At 63.9% G+C, this 16,188-nt stretch carries 12 protein-coding genes; 8 read left to right on the top strand and 4 right to left on the bottom strand.

Annotation, left to right across the window (positions count from 1 at the left end):
* Nucleotides 1-61: 61 nt before the first annotated feature.
* Complete coding sequence (locus tag KY501_RS32595; RefSeq protein ID WP_224367580.1) at nt 62-2,362, top strand: membrane dipeptidase; 2,301 nt, start codon at nt 62-64, stop codon at nt 2,360-2,362.
* 15 nt (nt 2,363-2,377) lie between these two features.
* Here KY501_RS32595 and KY501_RS32590 read toward each other — a convergent pair whose 3' ends face one another.
* Nucleotides 2,378-2,944 (bottom strand): Uma2 family endonuclease, encoded by a 567-nt coding sequence (locus tag KY501_RS32590; RefSeq protein ID WP_224367579.1) that lies wholly within the window; start codon nt 2,942-2,944, stop codon nt 2,378-2,380.
* A gap of 161 nt (nt 2,945-3,105) precedes the next feature.
* Nucleotides 3,106-5,082 carry a helix-turn-helix domain-containing protein gene (locus tag KY501_RS32585; RefSeq protein WP_224367578.1) on the bottom strand — a complete coding sequence of 659 codons (1,977 nt, stop codon included), beginning with the start codon at nt 5,080-5,082 and terminating at the stop codon, nt 3,106-3,108.
* 631 nt (nt 5,083-5,713) lie between these two features.
* On the opposite strand from KY501_RS32585, the gene KY501_RS32580 reads away from it, so the two are divergent.
* The 3 genes from KY501_RS32580 to KY501_RS32570 are packed head-to-tail and all read left to right on the top strand — an operon-like array spanning nt 5,714 to nt 9,600.
* Entirely contained in the window at nt 5,714-6,385 is a 672-nt protein-coding gene (locus tag KY501_RS32580; protein ID WP_224367577.1) for a (2Fe-2S)-binding protein, read from the top strand.
* A 12-nt stretch (nt 6,386-6,397) separates the two neighbouring features.
* Nucleotides 6,398-7,384, top strand: a complete 987-nt coding sequence (locus KY501_RS32575; RefSeq protein WP_224367576.1) for an FAD binding domain-containing protein — start codon at nt 6,398-6,400, stop codon at nt 7,382-7,384.
* A 17-nt stretch (nt 7,385-7,401) separates the two neighbouring features.
* A complete protein-coding gene (locus KY501_RS32570; protein WP_224367575.1) occupies nt 7,402-9,600 on the top strand; it encodes a xanthine dehydrogenase family protein molybdopterin-binding subunit in 2,199 nt (732 codons plus the stop codon).
* Nucleotides 9,601-9,621: 21 nt separating this feature from the next.
* Here KY501_RS32570 and KY501_RS32565 read toward each other — a convergent pair whose 3' ends face one another.
* Entirely contained in the window at nt 9,622-10,206 is a 585-nt protein-coding gene (locus KY501_RS32565) for a hypothetical protein (RefSeq protein WP_224367574.1), read from the bottom strand.
* Nucleotides 10,207-10,595: 389 nt separating this feature from the next.
* Between KY501_RS32565 and KY501_RS32560 the strand changes: the two genes are divergently transcribed.
* Nucleotides 10,596-11,030, top strand: a complete 435-nt coding sequence (locus KY501_RS32560) for a YciI family protein (RefSeq protein ID WP_224367573.1) — start codon at nt 10,596-10,598, stop codon at nt 11,028-11,030.
* A gap of 20 nt (nt 11,031-11,050) precedes the next feature.
* Nucleotides 11,051-11,632: a dihydrofolate reductase family protein gene (locus KY501_RS32555; protein WP_224367572.1), complete on the top strand. Its 582-nt coding sequence runs from the start codon at nt 11,051-11,053 to the stop codon at nt 11,630-11,632.
* On the opposite strand, the gene KY501_RS32550 is transcribed toward KY501_RS32555, so the two are convergent.
* Nucleotides 11,633-12,841, bottom strand: coding sequence for an SET domain-containing histone-lysine N-methyltransferase (locus tag KY501_RS32550; protein ID WP_224367571.1), 1,209 nt, complete (start codon nt 12,839-12,841; stop codon nt 11,633-11,635).
* Nucleotides 12,842-12,992: 151 nt separating this feature from the next.
* Here KY501_RS32550 and KY501_RS32545 point away from each other — a divergent pair, with 151 nt between their 5' ends.
* Together KY501_RS32545 and KY501_RS32540 are read left to right on the top strand one after the other, a co-directional pair.
* Entirely contained in the window at nt 12,993-14,318 is a 1,326-nt protein-coding gene (locus KY501_RS32545) for an APC family permease (protein WP_224367570.1), read from the top strand.
* A 134-nt stretch (nt 14,319-14,452) separates the two neighbouring features.
* Nucleotides 14,453-16,174, top strand: a complete 1,722-nt coding sequence (locus KY501_RS32540; protein ID WP_224367569.1) for a phospholipase D-like domain-containing protein — start codon at nt 14,453-14,455, stop codon at nt 16,172-16,174.
* Nucleotides 16,175-16,188: the final 14 nt, after the last annotated feature.

Below are 16,188 nucleotides of genomic sequence, written 5' to 3'. Positions count from 1 at the left end.
GCGGGGGGGAGGGAAGGGGTATGAGGTTCTCTTCTCTTCCAGTCAGAGCAGGAGTCCTCGCATGCAGAGACTTCTCCGTCCCTCTCGTTCGAAGCTTTTGGGTCTGGGGCTTGCGCTTGTCCTCGTTCAGGGGTGTACGCCCACGGAAGAGGAAGCCGCTTCCGCGGAGTTGGCCACGGCGAGACAAGCGGTGGGAGTCCCCGGCTTCGCGGATCTGCACCACCACATGTTCGCCGAGGAGGCCTTCGGCGGCGGCTGGTTCCACGGGAGCTACACGGGAACGCTGAATCAGTGTGATGGCGGCATGCCCGAGAGCAGCCATGCCCGGGTGCGCATGGATCTGAGCAACCTGCTGAACCTGTGCCCCAACTCGGGCGGCATCGATCTGAGCACCAACCCCATCTTGGCGCCGCTGTTCGGCATTGGCGGAGCGGTGGGCTCGGAGTTCATCGGGAAGATCGAGGGCACGGAGGGCGACACGGGCCTGCACCTGGGCCGGCGCAACGTGCCGTCGGACTGGCCTCGCTGGGACACCATTGCCCACCAACAGTCGTGGGAGGGCTGGCTGCGCCAGGCGCACAACGGTGGGCTGAACCTGGTGATGGTGTCGCTGGTGAGCAACGAGTTCCTCTGCAAGGCGCTGCCGTACCAGAACCTCAAGCGGCCCTGTGACGAGATGGCGGACGTGGAGGTGCAACTGCAGAAGGCGAAGGACTTCGATGCGCGCAACGACTGGGTGGAGATCGCCCTGACGCCGGCGCATGCGCGGCAGATCATCTCGGCGGGCAAGCTGGCGATGGTGCTCTCCATCGAGTCCAGCAAGCTGTTTGGCACCAAGGACTGGCGCTCCGAACTGGACCGCTTCTACAACCTGGGCGTGCGCTCGTTGCAGCCGGTGCACCAGTTGGACAACCGGTTCTCGGGCGCGGCGCCGCACAACGCCATCTTCCACGCGGCCGAGTTCCTGGAGAACTGCCATATCGACACCGACTGCGGCATCACCGCGGGTTCGTTCACGCTGGGCTTCGACGTGGACTCTGCGTGCCGCAACGTGAAGGGGCTGACGGCGGACGGCAAGGCGCTCGTGCAGGCGATGATCGACAAGGGGATGATCGTGGACATCGCTCATATGTCCGAGCACAGCGTGCAGGACACGTTCGCCATCGCGCAGGCCAACACGTACTACCCGCTGATCGTCTCCCACGGACACTTCCGCGAGGTGATGAACCCCAAGCTGGCCTCGAATGAGAAGACGACGCCGGCGTGGGTGGTGAAGTACCTGCGGCAGACGGGCGGCATCTTCGGTCTGCGCACCGCGCACGACGAGACGCTCACGTACACGAAGTCCGGAGTGGCCAACAACTGCCAGGGCTCCACGCGCTCGCTGGCGCAGGCGTACGAGTTCGGCCGCCAGGGGCTGAAGGTGCCCATGGCGCTGGGCGGCGATCTCAACGGCTTCATCCAGCAGACGCGGCCGCGCTTCGGGCCCAACGGGGCGTGCTCGGCGGGCTTCAAGGCGGAGGCGGATGCGCAGGCCTACCAGCAGACGATCTCCGGGCCGGGCCGGTTGGGCACGGAGTTCGACGAGAAGGGCCTGGCGCACGTGGGCCTGGAGCCGGATCTGATCCGCGATCTGAAGAACGTGGGCGCGAACACCACGGGGCTGGAGAACTCGGCGGAGGCGTTCATCCGCACGTGGGAGCGGAGCACCTCGGCGCGCACGGGCATGGCGGATCCGGCCAACGACATCGACACGAGCGGGATTGCGCCCTACGTCTCCAAGGAGACGCGCGAGGCGCAGTACCCCACGGTGTGCGGTATCGCTTACGCGCCGGACACGAAGGTGTTGGGGCAGGGCTGCCGGTTCGACGCGGAGTGCATCAGCGATCAGTGCACCTCGGCGCTGTGCGCGACCTTCGACGGCAAGTGCGTGTGCAATGACGACGGGGACTGCGGCGCGAGCAACTACTGCGCGGATGGAGCGCCAGGGCCTGGGGACAACGCGTGCGTGTCGAAGAAGGCGAACTGGGACTCGTGCAGCCGGGATGGGCAGTGCCTCTCGGGGGAGTGCGGCGGGTGCTTCGACACGGTGGGGTGGTGCTTCACGCCGCGCTCGAAGGCCTACGGCCAGGAGTGCAAGTCGGATGTCGAGTGCACCACGGATCGCTGCAGTGCTGACTGCTACCTCAACCCGACGGGCACGTGCCTGTGCGAGAGCGACTCGCAGTGCGGCACGAACCAGTACTGCGGTTGGGGGACGAACTCGGGCAAGTGCCAGAACAAGAAGTCCCGGGGTTCGCTCTGCTCCGCGGACCGCGAGTGCTCGTCGAACAACTGCCGCTGGACGTTCACCTGCGGGTGAGCCTGGCGCCGGGGGTTAGCGCTCCCACAGGAGCGCCATCTCCAGTGCGAGGCTCTCGAAGGGCTCGGCGCGCACCGTGATGGTGCCCTGGTGGGAGGCGAGCCGTGACCATCGTCCTGCCTCCAGTCGGTAGACCTCCAGCAGGCGCAGGCGCGGGTCTACCAGCCAGAGGTTCTTCACTCCTTCGCGGGCGTACGAGCCCATCTTCCGCGTCCGATCCAGCGTCTCGGTGGACGGTGAGAGCACTTCGCAGACCCAGTCTGGCGTGAGTGTCAGAGCAGCCTCCTCGGGGAGAGCCGGCATGCGCTCACGTCGCCACCCAGCGAGATCGGGTACGAGCGCCTCGCTGCCCAGGCGCAACTCGGGCTCGGCCAGGAGCACCCAACCGCCTGGGTCTGCGGCTCCTGGCTTGCGGTCGAAGGCGCTCAAAACCCCACCAAGCCGGAAAGCCGCTCGGGCGTGGAGCGTCGCAGGGCGGGGGCTCACATACAACTCCCCACCGACGATCTCTCCCACGTGGTGGGAAGGGACGTCCTCCAGGTCCTCATATGAAGCGGCTCGCCGCTGTGGCCTATCGCTCATGTCCTCAGAATGCAGTCCGATATCTGCCGTTGCAACCAACCCACTCCGCCGCCCGTGCACGTGTTCGCTCATATGTCCAGCATGCACCCTACCTCTGACATCTTATGGTGAGGCCCTGCCCCCGAGGGTGGAGCGCTTTGGAGCAGCCATCCTGTAATGAATTACGGAGAAAGAGCGATTTGGGCTCTCCTGCGTTTATAGAACGCTGTGAATGCGTTTGCGATCATGGTGTGGCGGGAAATGACTCGCATTGTGGACCGTGTAGTCCGCTCCACAAGGCGGTAGTTGTTGTCATCGATCTCCAGGTCCGAGTCGACTTCGTTTCTGATGAGGGCACGAACGAGTTGTGCACAGGAATCGATTGCTCTGGTGACGAGAATTCCGTTCAAAACACCGGTGCTCAAGATGACTTGCAGGGCAAGCGGGTGCTGCTCACGGAAGGTTTTGGCTCGCCGCTCAAAACCTACGGCGGCAGCAACGAGAATCCCTATGAGATGGGTTCGAACGTTGGGAGAGGGAGGTGTGGCATTGCGCTTGCGTACGACGGCGTCGAGCCACGAGCGGTATTGTCCGCGCTCTTCCTCCTTGATGCGCGTGGCTTCTCCATACAAGTCGAAGTCTGCCCAGTGATTCTGGGCCGCTTTGATGAGCACTAGGTCGTCCGCTGCGTTCAGCCGGATGGTGATCAGGCGGGAGAGAAGCGCCTGGACATCCATGGTCTCGTCCGGTTCTTTATCCTCGTCATTGCCTTCGCGGGCGACCAGCTGTTGAAGGTCTGCACGGCTTTTCTGTCCCAAGGACTCAGTGTTCAGATCGATCTCGGGAATGTAGAGGCGAGGGACATAGACGATGACCGGTTTCCCTTGCCCAAGAGCGACCGAAGCCTCGGAGTCCTTTCCGAAAGTGTCGGACTTCTGCGCCATGTAGAGCGTCATCGCTGAGCGCTTGAGCATCAGTGCTTCGACAAGGCCTTTGGCCACACGGTCTTCAATCCATGATTGGGTTGGATTGAAGTAGCGTAGACGCAAGGGTTCCAGGGCGGGATTGTTGAACAGTCCGAGGCAGAAGTTGTTCACTGAAACGAAATCAGCATCGGATCTCATGGATGTGGCTACATAAACGTCCAAGTGATCTGCTGCGAGATAGCGTGCCAGATTGCGCTGGGCGGTGGCTTGTGTATCCGCCATGCGAGCAAGATCGGAAGCTTCCTTGGGAGCTAGATAATCCGCTTCTCGGCGGAGTGCGTCAGGGTCAGGTGTGAACAGTGGCGAGAGGAATCCATGCTGGATATTTGAGTTGAACTTCCGAAGAAGAGAGTCCATCTTCCTCTTCTTCTTCTCTGAGTAATTCGCGAGTGCGGACTTGTCCTGACTGAGGGCTTCGCCGGCTTCTCTGAGAAATGCCGCAAGGAGTTCACGCTCATCGTGCTCCTGGCGTGCTTTCTCTGCGGAGATGTAGCCTAGATCAGGAAGCCTGTCGTCTGGAATGATCTCGATTGTTTCCCAGTTCGAGCGAGTTCGGAGTTTGTCATCCTTGCGGGGGGCAAGCGGCGCAAGCAATTCGCTGAGATTGAGGGTGTCGTTCATCTGTTCGTACGCATGCTCGAAGGTGCTGAAAAGCCGAATGGCATCCTTCTGATAGGCACGAACATGGTTCAGGAGTTCTTCGGCGGAGCGAATGGCATCCGGGCCAAAGTAGCGATCAAAGAATGCTTTGGAGCATTGTGGTACGTCGTAGAAGACAAGTACGGAATTGAATGCATCGAATGCTTGATCGGGCGTGCGGCTTATTTTGAAAAGTTCCAGCACGGCACTGTTGGCAACATCGATGGTATGTTCGTCGTGAGTTCGCAGGCTGACGACACGCCCTACGAGTTCGCTCAACGCCTCCTCAAACAGGAGTCGGCGCCTATAGTCTTCCTCAAGGAATGCTTTCCAGAACCTTGATGGGATCCCGAGGAACTCACATAAACGTGTGAGGACCTCAGGAGCGGGAACACGGCGCCCTTGTTCTAGATGTGCAACAACGGAGCGGTTTGTTGGTGGAGAGATGGCCTTGGCCAAGGCCTCTTGAGAGAGGTTCTTCTGCGCCCGTGCTGCTTGGACCTGTTCTCCCAGCTCTTGCAGACTGACCGACATGTGCCCCTGCCTTCAGAGGGATGTTCAAGGAGAGAAGGGGAATGCATACGACTTGAAAGCAACGAATCGCTCCCCACTATCCTGGTTAAGCACCAAATGCGCTTACAATACCATTCTCTAGTCCGGAAGACCTCGGAAACGGGTATACCGAGCACTCCCCAGAGCACGCTGACCGGAGAGCGGGTGCCAAAGGAGCAGTCTGCGGCCCACCGACGGCGTCCGTAGGTGGGGTCCGGCGCACCAATATGCTGCGGGGATCTCCTTCCAGGGGATGCATCCCGCGGCGTAGAGCAGGCAGTGCGCGGACGCAGGTGCAGCCCAGAAGCCAGGATGAAGAAGGTGATCCTGGTGGGGACTCGTAAAGCTCTGAGTCAGCGTTTGAGACCAGCCCTGCTTCCCCTCCCTGCCCCATCGGTTTGTGGCAGTGGAAACTCCTGGGTAGGCCCTGGACGCTTGTCGCTGACTGACAAAGCGGTGAGTTGCTCGGAGTCCTAGGAGATTCGCACCACCAGTCGTCGTGCTCTTGACAGTAGTATCATCCTGAGGACGTAAATCGGGCACAGCAGCTGCACGGGCGTATCACTCCTGCTCATGGGGTGATACGCACGCTCCCTCCGGAGGGTTTGCACGCATGTCCGACCCGAAGCAGCCTCCCCATGATGACGGTGCGCCAGGTGATGCGCCCGGATTCCTCGAAGATGGCAAGACGACCCGGCGCGAGTTCGTCGGCACCGCGGTGGTAGGCGGTGCACTTCTCGCCTCGGGCATCCTCTCGATGCCTGGCACCGCCGAGGCGGCCAGCCCGAAGCCGCCGGGCCTCGAGGGACCGCCCGTTCCCGCCGTTCCCATCAAGCTCCAGGTCAACGGCAAGGAGCACGCGCTGCAGGTCGAGCCTCGCGTCACTCTGCTCGATGCGCTCCGCGAGAACCTCCAGCTCACCGGCACCAAGAAGGGCTGCGACATGGGCCAGTGCGGCGCATGTACCGTGCTCGTGGAAGGCCGCCGCGTGAACTCCTGTCTCACCCTCGCGGTGATGCAGCAGGGCAAGAAGATCACCACCATCGAGGGGCTCGCCCAGGGTGACAAGCTCCACCCCATGCAGCAGTCCTTCCTGTCGCATGACGGCTTCCAGTGCGGCTACTGCACGCCGGGCCAGATCATGAGCGCGGTGGGCTTCTCCAGCGAGCAATGGGGCCAGAGCGACGCGGACATCCGCGAGGGCATGTGCGGCAACATCTGCCGCTGCGGCGCCTACCCTCACATCGTGGCCGCCATTCGCGAAGCCCGCGGCAAGAAGGCCTGAGGAGGCACGCCCATGCGACCCATTGACTACACTGCTGCTCAGGACACGAAGGGCGCCATCGAGAAGCTGGCCGCGCGGCCCGCGGACGCGGTGGCCATTGGCGGAGGCACCAACCTGGTGGATCTGATGAAGATCCACGTGCAGAACCCCGCCCTGCTCGTGGACATCAACGGCCTGCCGCTCTCGGACATCCAGGAGGTGGATGGCGGGCTGCGCATCGGCGCGTTGGTGCGCAACAGCGATCTGGCCTACCACCCGCTCGTGCGCGAGCGGTACCCGGTGCTCTCCGAAGCCATCCTCGCGGGTGCCTCGCCGCAGTTGCGCAACCTGGCCACCGTCGGCGGCAACATCCTCCAGCGCACGCGCTGCTCGTACTTCCGGGACATCTCCCAGCCCTGCAACAAGCGCGAGCCCGGCTCGGGCTGTGGCGCGCAGGGAGGCTTCAACCGCATGCACGCGGTGCTGGGCACCAGTGACAAGTGCATCGCGGTGAATCCCTCGGACATGAACGTGGCGCTGGCGGCGCTGGAAGCGACCGTGCACATCTCCGGTCCCCAGGGTGAGCGCAAGGTGGCCTTCGGTGACTTCCACCTCCTGCCCGGCTCCACTCCCGAGAAGGAGTCCGTGCTCCAGCCCGGCGAGCTCATCACCCATGTGACGCTGCCCGCCTCGCGTGTCGCGGCGAAGTCCCGCTATGTGAAGGTGAGGGATCGCGCTTCCTACGCGTTCGCGCTGGCCTCGGCCGCGGTGGCGATCGAGCTGGACGGGAAGACGATCAAGGATGCGCGCGTGGCACTGGGCGGTGTGGGCACCAAACCCTGGCGCTCGCTCGAGGCCGAGAAGGCGCTCATTGGCCAGCCCGCGGACGAGGTGCGCTTCAAGGCCGCCGCCGCCGCCGCGCTGAAGGGCGCGAAACCCCAGAACGACAACGCCTTCAAGGTGGAACTCGCGAGGCGCACGCTGGTGCGTGCACTGTCGCTGGCCGCTGGAATCGCCTGAACGGAGCGGAGCTCTTCATGGACAAGTCAGTCGGAAAGCCGCTGGACCGGGTGGATGGGCGACTCAAGGTGACCGGTGGGGCGAAGTACTCCGCCGAGTATCCGCTGGAGGGACTGGTGCACGCGGTGATCGTCACCAGCACCATCGCCAGTGGCACCATCACGCGCGTGGACTCCACGGCGGCCGAGAAGGCGCCGGGCGTGCTCGCGGTGCTCTCGCCGGAGAAGCCTCCGAAGTTCGCGCTCGATCCCAGCAAGCGTGTGGGCTTCATGGATCGCACGGTGCACGCGCTGCAGCACAAGCGCGTGGACTACCAGCACCAGCCCGTGGCGCTCGTCATCGCGGACACCATCGAGCGGGCCACGCACGCCGCCGCGCTGGTGAAGGTGCAGTACAAGGTGGACAAGCCGAAGGTGAACTTCAAGACGGCGAAGTCCCAGGCGTACAAGCCGGCCAACATCCTGGGCCAGCCCGCGGACAATGATCACGGCAAGGCCTCCACCGAGAAGCCGGCTGCCGAGGTGGATGCCACGTACACCACCCCGTACGAGCACCACAACCCGATGGAGCCGCACGCCACCACCGCCGTCTGGGAGGGCGATCGGCTCACCGTGTACGACGCCACCCAGGGCGTCTTCAGCACGCGGGACCGGCTGGCGCAGCTCTTCGGACTGCCCGCGGAGAACGTGCGCGTCATCACCAAGTTCATCGGAGGGGGCTTCGGTGGCAAGGGCTCCGTCTGGTCGCACGTGGTGCTCGCGGCGGCCGCGGCGAAGGCCGTCTCCCGGCCCGTGAAGCTGGTGCTCCGGCGCGATCAGATGTTCGCCATGGTGGGCTTCCGTCCGGAGACGGAGCAGCGGGTGCAACTCCAGGCGCGCAAGGACGGGAAGCTGCTGCTGGTGCGCCACGAGACGGTGAACCCGACCTCGGTCTTCGACGAATTCACCGAGCCCTCCGCCTTCCAGACGCGCATGCTGTACGCCAGCGAGCGCATCGTCACGGCGCACCGGCTGGTGAAGCTGAACGTGGGCACGCCGACGTTCACGCGCGCACCGGGTGAGTCCACGGGCACCTTCGCGCTCGAGTCCGCGCTGGACGAGCTGGCCTACAAGCTCAACGTGGATCCGGTGGCGCTGCGGCTGGTGAACCATGCGGACCAGGATCCCGAGTCGGGTCATCCCTGGAGCAGCAAGTCGCTCAAGGACTGCTACCGCGTCGCCGCCGAGAAGTTCGGCTGGTCCAAGCGCAACCCCGCGCCGGGCTCGATGAAGGACGGGCGTACGCTCGTGGGCTGGGGCATGGCGACCGCCACGTATCCCACCCGCCGCATGCCGGCGAGCGCCAAGGCGACGCTGCTTCCGGACGGCACCGCGCGGGTGGTTTCGGGCTCCCAGGACCTTGGCACCGGTGCATACACGGTGTTCACGCAGATCGCGGCGGACGCGCTCGGGCTGCCCCCCGACCGCGTGCGCTTCGATCTCGGCGATACCCAGATGCCGGAGACGCCCGTGACGGGAGGCTCGTGGACGTCGGCCACCGTGGGCTCCGCGGTGAAGGTGACGGCGGACGCGCTGCGCGAGAAGGCCATTGCCCTCGCGGTAGCGGATGCCTCCTCGCCGTTGCATGGCGCCGATCCGAAGAAGGTGCAGGTGGAGAACGGCGAGCTCGTCTCGGGAGGGAAGAAGGAGAGCTATGCCGCGCTGCTCAAGCGGCAGAAGCTGCCCTCGCTGGAGGTGCAGATGAGCTCCGGGCCGGGAGAGGAGGTCCAGAAGTACTCGATGCACGCGTTCGGCGCGCAGTTCGCCGAGGTGCGCGTGGATCCGGATCTGGGCCAGGTCCGGGTGAGCCGCTGGGTAGGGGCGTTCGGGGCCGGGACGATCCTCAACGAGAAGACCGCCCGGAATCAGATCATGGGCGGCATCGTCATGGGCATCGGCATGGCGCTGATGGAGGAGGCCGTGCTGGATGAGCGCACGGGCCGCTTCATCACCCACGATCTCGCGGACTACCACGTGCCGGTGAACCCGGATGTGCCGGACATCGACGTCACGTTCGTTCCCGAGACCGATCCGTACATCAACGCGATCGGCGCCAAGGGCATCGGCGAGATCGGCATCACCGGCGTCGCCGCCGCCATCGCGAACGCGGTGTACCACGCGACGGGCAAGCGCATCCGGAACCTGCCCCTCACGCTGGACAAGCTGCTGACCACGTGACCGCGGATCCTCCGCTCCGCGTTACTCGATGCCGAGAATGGTGGAGAGGGTGGTGAGCGCCTTCTTCTCCGCCGGGCTGATCTTGTTGCCGAAGAGGCCGAGGAACCCTCCGGACGACTCCGCGATATCCGTGCCCAGCTTGTGCAGCGCGAGCTTGAAGCTCCTAGCTACTTCCGGGCTCGTGCGTTGGTCGAAGAGCCTGGAGATCTCGGCCAGCTGGCTCCCGATGTCCTGTCCCCGCCTGTTCACGGTGCCCATGATGAGCACGGCGGCCTCCTCCCGCACGTCCAGCACGATCTTCCGCAGCCAGGGATCCGCGACGGTTCCCGGCTGCTCGAGCATCTCCCCGAAGGTGGCGGACTCCTTCTCATCCAGCTCACCGTCCACCAGCCCCACCATCAGGAGGACGTAGAAGGGGGCCTTCCGGATCCTGCCCCACTCCGCCTCCGTGAACGGAGCGTGATCGACTCGGGGCGTGAGCAGCTGCTCGTGAAGTGCCTCGAGGTCGACTTGGAACAGCCCGGCCATGGAGGCCAGCGCTGCCTGCTTGGGGCCATTGTCGAGCGTGCCGGCCATGTCGAGCAGGGTCCTCGCCAGCAGTACCATCGAGCGCCTGAAGCGAGTGGCCTCCTCCGGGCTCAGCTTGGTCGAGATGATGGAGAAGACCTCGAGGAAGCGCTCGAGGGGGGAGGCCGCCTCCGGGCCGAGGAGCTGCTGGGTGAAGCCAGGGATGTCCAGGTAGTACTCCGCGCATGAGCGGTCCGGGCGGCAGCTTCTTGCAACTGGAGCGACAACTACCTCTGCTACTGAGCAGTGGATTTGCGAACTGCACCCACCAGGTTGCGACTTCCTCTAACCTGTTGAAATGCGGGTGTTTTTCTGAGGACACCCGGCGAAGCCCAAAAAAATGGGAGCGCGTGTCGATCTGGCCGGGGCTGGTTCGACGCCATTTCAGGAGCGAGGCACGAGGCCGAGCTCGAACCTGGGAGAGACCGATGAGAGTCATGGTGATTGTGAAGGCGACGAAGAACTCGGAAGCGAACGTCATGCCCAGCGAGAAGCTCTTCGAGGAGATGGGCAAGTACAACGAGGAGCTGGTCAAGGCCGGCATCATGCTTGCTGGCGAAGGGCTCCATCCCAGCTCGAAGGGCAAGCGGATCCAGTTCTCAGGGAGCAAGCGCACCGTTGTCGACGGACCGTTCGCCGAAACGAAGGAGCTCATCGCGGGCTACTGGCTCTGGCAGGTCAAGTCGATGGAGGAGGCGGTGGAGTGGGCTCGCCGGTGTCCCTCCCCGATGCCGGGCGAGGACTCCGAGCTTGAGATCCGTCCTGTCTTCGAGGCAGAGGACTTCGGCAAGGAGTTCACCCCCGAACTCCGTGCGCAAGAAGAGCGCTTGCGCGCCGAGATCGAGAAGCGAGCGGGCAAGTAGGCGAGGGACAGGGGGAGAACATGCGCAAGCTCATTGTCTCGGAGTTCCTTTCTCTCGATGGAGTGATCCAGGCTCCTGGTGGCGCCGACGAAGACACCGAAGGTGGTTTCAAGCACGGTGGGTGGACGATGCCGTACTGGCATGACGACATCGGCAAGTCCTTCGGCGCGATGATGCAGGAGGTCGATGCGTTCCTGCTTGGACGAAAGACGTACGTGACTCATGCGAACGCGTTCGAGCCGATGCCTCCTGGAGATCCCTTCGGGGACATGATGAACGCCCCGGCGAAGTACGTCGTCTCGAAGAGCCTCGAGAAGCCCATCTGGCGGAACACGACGATCATTCGCGACAACGTCGTCGAGGCGGTTCGCAAGCTCAAGGCCGCGCCCGGCAAGAACATCGCCACGGATGGGAGCCACAAGCTCGTGCACACACTGCTCGAGCACGACCTTGTCGATGAGCTGCATCTGCTGCTCTATCCGCTCCTTCTGGGCGGTGGAAAGCGGCTGTTCCCCGAAGGAGTGCACACGGCCTTCAAGCTGAAAGCGGCGACGCCCTATCCCAGTGGGGTCGTAGGCCTCCACTACGAACGCGAGCGCTGATCAGCTGCCAGCCTGGGCAAACACCGCGAGGCACTGCTTCTCTCCCCGCCGCAGCAGGATGCAGTTGCGGTCATTCCAGGGGAGGTTCGGATCCTGGAGCAGCCGCGTGTCCTCCTCCACGGAAGTCTCATAGAGCGCGAGCCGCGCCGCGCAGGCACTGGAGAGGGTGAGAAGGACCTGCGCCTCGTTGCTCGGGCTCAAAGGCACCTTGGCGCGGATGCGCGCGTCGGGAGCCTCCTTGAGCAGGGCCAGCTCCTCGGGCCCCGCCTGGAGGATCCGCAGTTCGGAGAACAGCTCGATGATGCGCGCGGCATCCGGCTTGAACGGCAGCGAGAAGAAGTGCCGGGCGGAGAGGTCGGTGAGCCCCAGCAGCGCACGTTTCTCGCCCACGAGCGGATCCGTCTGGGAGATCTCGAGCGGAACCATGACTTCGTTGTTCGGGTTGTGCTCGTGCACGAACCCATAGTGGCGCAGCAGGTGGGCGTTGCTGTGGGCGCCGTAGGAGTCACGAAGTTCCTTGCCCCGGGGGATGGCGCTGTCGGCCGTGACCTCGAAGAACTCTCCATCCTCCGACCAGCCCCATCCGGCGTTCGCGGGGATGCCGTCGTTGAGCATGTCCACGAACGGCGCGAGGCAGTGGACCTTGGTCTCCTTCACCTTCCCGCCAAAGATGCGCGTGAGCACGGCGACGTGCGCCCAGAGGAACTGCGCGAACGTGAACCGCTCGAATCCGGGGACCTTCCGGCAGAGGTGGGAGTAATCCTCCTCGAGGGCCCTGCGCTGCGCCGCGATCAGCTCCACCACGAGGGAGCCTTTCAGCAGGGAGAGTTCACGCTCCTGGAAATAGAAGGGATGGGTGGGGAAGGACTGGGGCTGGATGTCCAGGAAAGGCTTCCAGGCGGAGGCCTCCCCGCGCTCCTTCTCCCCGAGGAGGAAGGCCGTCATGTACAGGTTCGGATCCTGGAACCCCGTGTGGGCCTCGATGATGCGGCCGAGATCCGAGGAACGGGCGTCCGCTACGGTGACCAGGCGCCGGCGAGGGATTCGCAGGAGCACTTCGTCTTGAGCGATATCCTCGCTGGCGAAGACGCCTCGATGGCCGTTGCCCGAGTCGACGACATGCATCTTGGGGGAGATCACCGCTCCGCCTTGCTCGAGCCAGCGGATGAGGTGGGTGACGGCTGCGTCTGCCGCAGGTTGAGTGCTCATGAGGCAGGGAGCTTAAGGCAAGACCGGGTCATGCCCTCCAGAACCTGACGCATGGTCATAAGGGATCTGCGAAAAGTGGTCATTGTTGCAATCCGCCCTCCGGGCCAGGAAGGGGCGCCAGCGCGGCGTTGGCGCAGGTCCTGGAGGACAGATGAGCGGCAGCCTGGAGCATGCGGTGGAGGTCATGGCGGGCGAGACACCGACGGAGGGGAGTACCGGGCAGGAGGCCCGGCGGACGCTCGGGGTGTGGCACGGGGTCGCGCTGTACGTGGGCTCTGTTCTCGGCACGGGCGTGCTCGTGCTCCCGGCCATCGCGGCTGACACGGCGGGACCGGCGTCGTTGCTCGCGTGGGCCGCGCTGCTGGTGCTGTCGGGACCGCTGGCGCTGACCTATGCGGCGCTGTCCATCCAGCGCCCCGACGCTGGCGGGTTCTCCGACGCGATCGAGCGCGCCTTCGGCCGCCGCTGGGGAGGCGTGGCCGGGTGGCTCTTCCTCGCGCAAGTTCCCACCGGGACGGTCGTCGTCGCGCTGATCGCTGGCCAGTACGGCGCGAGCGCCTTCGGAGGCGGACCGATGATGGTCGCGGGGCTCGGCATCGGGTTGGTGGTGCTGGGGTACACTTTGAACTACGTCGGGCTCCGCGTCAGCGCGATGGCGCAGCTGGTGACGCTGGGCGTGATTGCCACTGGGCTCGCGTTGATCGTCGGGCGCGCGCTCCCGCATGTCGAGCCGCACGCGTTCACGCCCTTCTTCAGCCGGGGGCCCGCGGCGGTCGGGCTTGCGGCCGTGCAGTTGTTCTGGGCCTTCGTGGGCTGGGAGGCCATCACCCCGCTGGCGCGCGAGTTCCGCAACCCGCGGGACATCTGGCGTTCGAGCGTGCTCTCCGTGGCCATCGTCGGCGTGCTGTACCTGGGGCTCGCGGTGGCGGTGATTGGCACTCGCGCCCATGGCTCGTCCGGGGGCAGTATCGCTCCGCTGGTGCTCCTCGCTGAGCGCGTCTCCGGCACCCGCGCGTCGACCGTGGTGGGGATCGCCGGGTTCCTGCTGTCCTTCATCCCTTTGAACGCCTACATCGCCGGGACGAGCCGGCTGATGTTCGCGCTCGGCGAGCGTGGGCAGCTCCCGCGGTGGCTGGGTGTCATGTCGCCGGACGGCACGCCCAGACGCGCGATCGTCGCGCTGGGATTGATTGTCGGAGCTGCACTGGTAGCCGCGCTTGCATGGCACGCGGGGCTCGATGATCTGCTGCCGCTCTCCACCTCGTCGTTCATTGCCACCTACGTGCTCTCGATGGCGGCGGCGGTCCGGCTCCTGCGAGGCCCCATCCTCTACGCTGCCATCGTGTCGCTCGCGGCGTGCGTGGGGATCCTCCTCTTCGTGGGGCCGCTGATCGGCTGGATCGCGGGAGTGAGCGCCTGCGCGCTCGCGTACCAGTCACTGTCGGCGCGCGGGGGAGCTGTTCAGAAGGAACCGTGAGCCATTGCCAGGGTTGCTTCTGTGGTGCAATTCACAGGGCAATTGTGAAGTCGCTTACGGAAATCACTAGCATCGCGGTAGTCCACGGAATCACACGGTAACCTGTCGCCACCCCATATTCAGGAGCCGTGACGATGCGCTTCAAATCCTCCAAGAAGGATGGGTACCAGGTCTTCGCCGTGACAGGAATCAACACGGTGTCATTTGCCGTTGTCGCGGATGCCGCTGCGCGGAAAGGATTGTTGGGGTTCGCGATAGAGCGGGTCGACCCCTCCGAAAACCAGCGCTACTACATGCCGGGGTTCAAGATCTTCAAGTCGGTCATACCTCATCCCCAGCCGCATCAGCAGGTGAGCACGTACGACCACCCCGTGCAGAGTTTCTCCTGGGATGACTTCACGGCAAAGCCGGACCGGCAGTACGAGTACATCTTTCATCCGCTCAAGGGCACGCCCAAGAACCTCGACCGCTCGGCCAGCCCCGTCAGCATCCAGATCCAGACGGAGCCCCTCTACAGCGATCAGGAACACGACGTGTTCTTCAATCGCGGCGTCGCCAGCAGTCAGGCGTACCAGCGAAGATTCGGCAACCTACCGCCCAACAAGCTCCCTCCAGCAGAGGCCAAGGATGCACTGAAGTGGCTCATGCGCGATCTGCACGAAGCGTTCATCAAGTTCGTGGAGAATGCCAAAAGAGGCGACACGTTGCTGGGTTGCTTCTACGAGTTTCGCTACGAGCCTGCCTGTCGGGCACTGCGTGATGCGATTGAGCGCGGCGTCGATGTGCGCATCATCATCGACGCGAAGAACAATGGGCGCGATGGCCAGGAGAGCTTCCCGCGCGATGAGAATCTCGCGATGGTCAAGGCGCTGCGATTCCCAAAAGGAACGATCATCAAGCGAGAGGAAAACCCGAGCAGCATCCAGCATAACAAGTATCTGGTGCTCTTGAAGGGACCGTCCGGCAAGCCTGTGGAAGTATGGACCGGCTCCACCAACCTCTCGCTTGGCGGGTTTTCGGGCCAGACCAATGTGGGGCATTGGGTACGAAACGAAGAGGTGGCCCAGGAGTACCACGAGCACTGGAAGGCCCTGAGCAAGGATCCGGTGAACGCGGACCTCCGAGTGGAAATCGGCACCCTGAGCCCGGCGCCCAAGGACAAGACGGCGATCAATGAGGGCGCTACAGCCGTATTCAGTCCGCGCAAGGGCGATACGCTTCTCAAGTTCTACACAGCTCTGACCAACTCGTCTGAAAAGTGCTCGTGCATCACGCTGGCCTTCGGCATTGCGGCGCCCTTCAAGGACCTGCTCAAGGACAACACGGAGCACAGTTCCATCATCTTCATGCTGCTGGAGAAGAAGGACGTGCCGAACAAGCGCTCGAAGACTCCGTTCATCGCGATCAACGCATCGAACAATGTTTATAAAGCATGGGGTTCCTACATCGAGGATCCAGTCTACCAGTGGGCGAAGGAGACCAATGCCGGGCTGATGAAGCTCAACACCCACGTCAGCTATATCCACTCCAAGTTCCTGCTGATTGATCCGCTGGGGGCAGACCCGATCATCATCACGGGCTCGGCGAATTTCAGTAAACCGTCCGTGACCGACAACGACGAGAACATGCTGTTCATCCGCGGGGACAAGCGCGTAGCGGACATCTACTTCACCGAGTTCAACCGGCTCTTCAACCACTACTACTTCCGCTCGGTCTTCGAGGCCACCCAAGAGGCTGGTCGGTCGGACGACTCGGAGCTCTTCCTCTCCGAGACGGCCCCGGAATGGCAGAAGAAGTACGCGCCAGATCAGCTCAGGACGAAGCGGCTGAAGCTGTACGAGGGCATGAGTATCTAGCCGGCTGGATGATG

The sequence above is a fragment of the Hyalangium versicolor genome, assembly GCF_020103695.1.
Lineage (GTDB): Bacteria > Myxococcota > Myxococcia > Myxococcales > Myxococcaceae > Hyalangium > Hyalangium versicolor.
The sequence above is the reverse complement of the archived record's forward strand: the minus strand, read 5'-3'. Positions and strand labels throughout refer to the sequence as shown.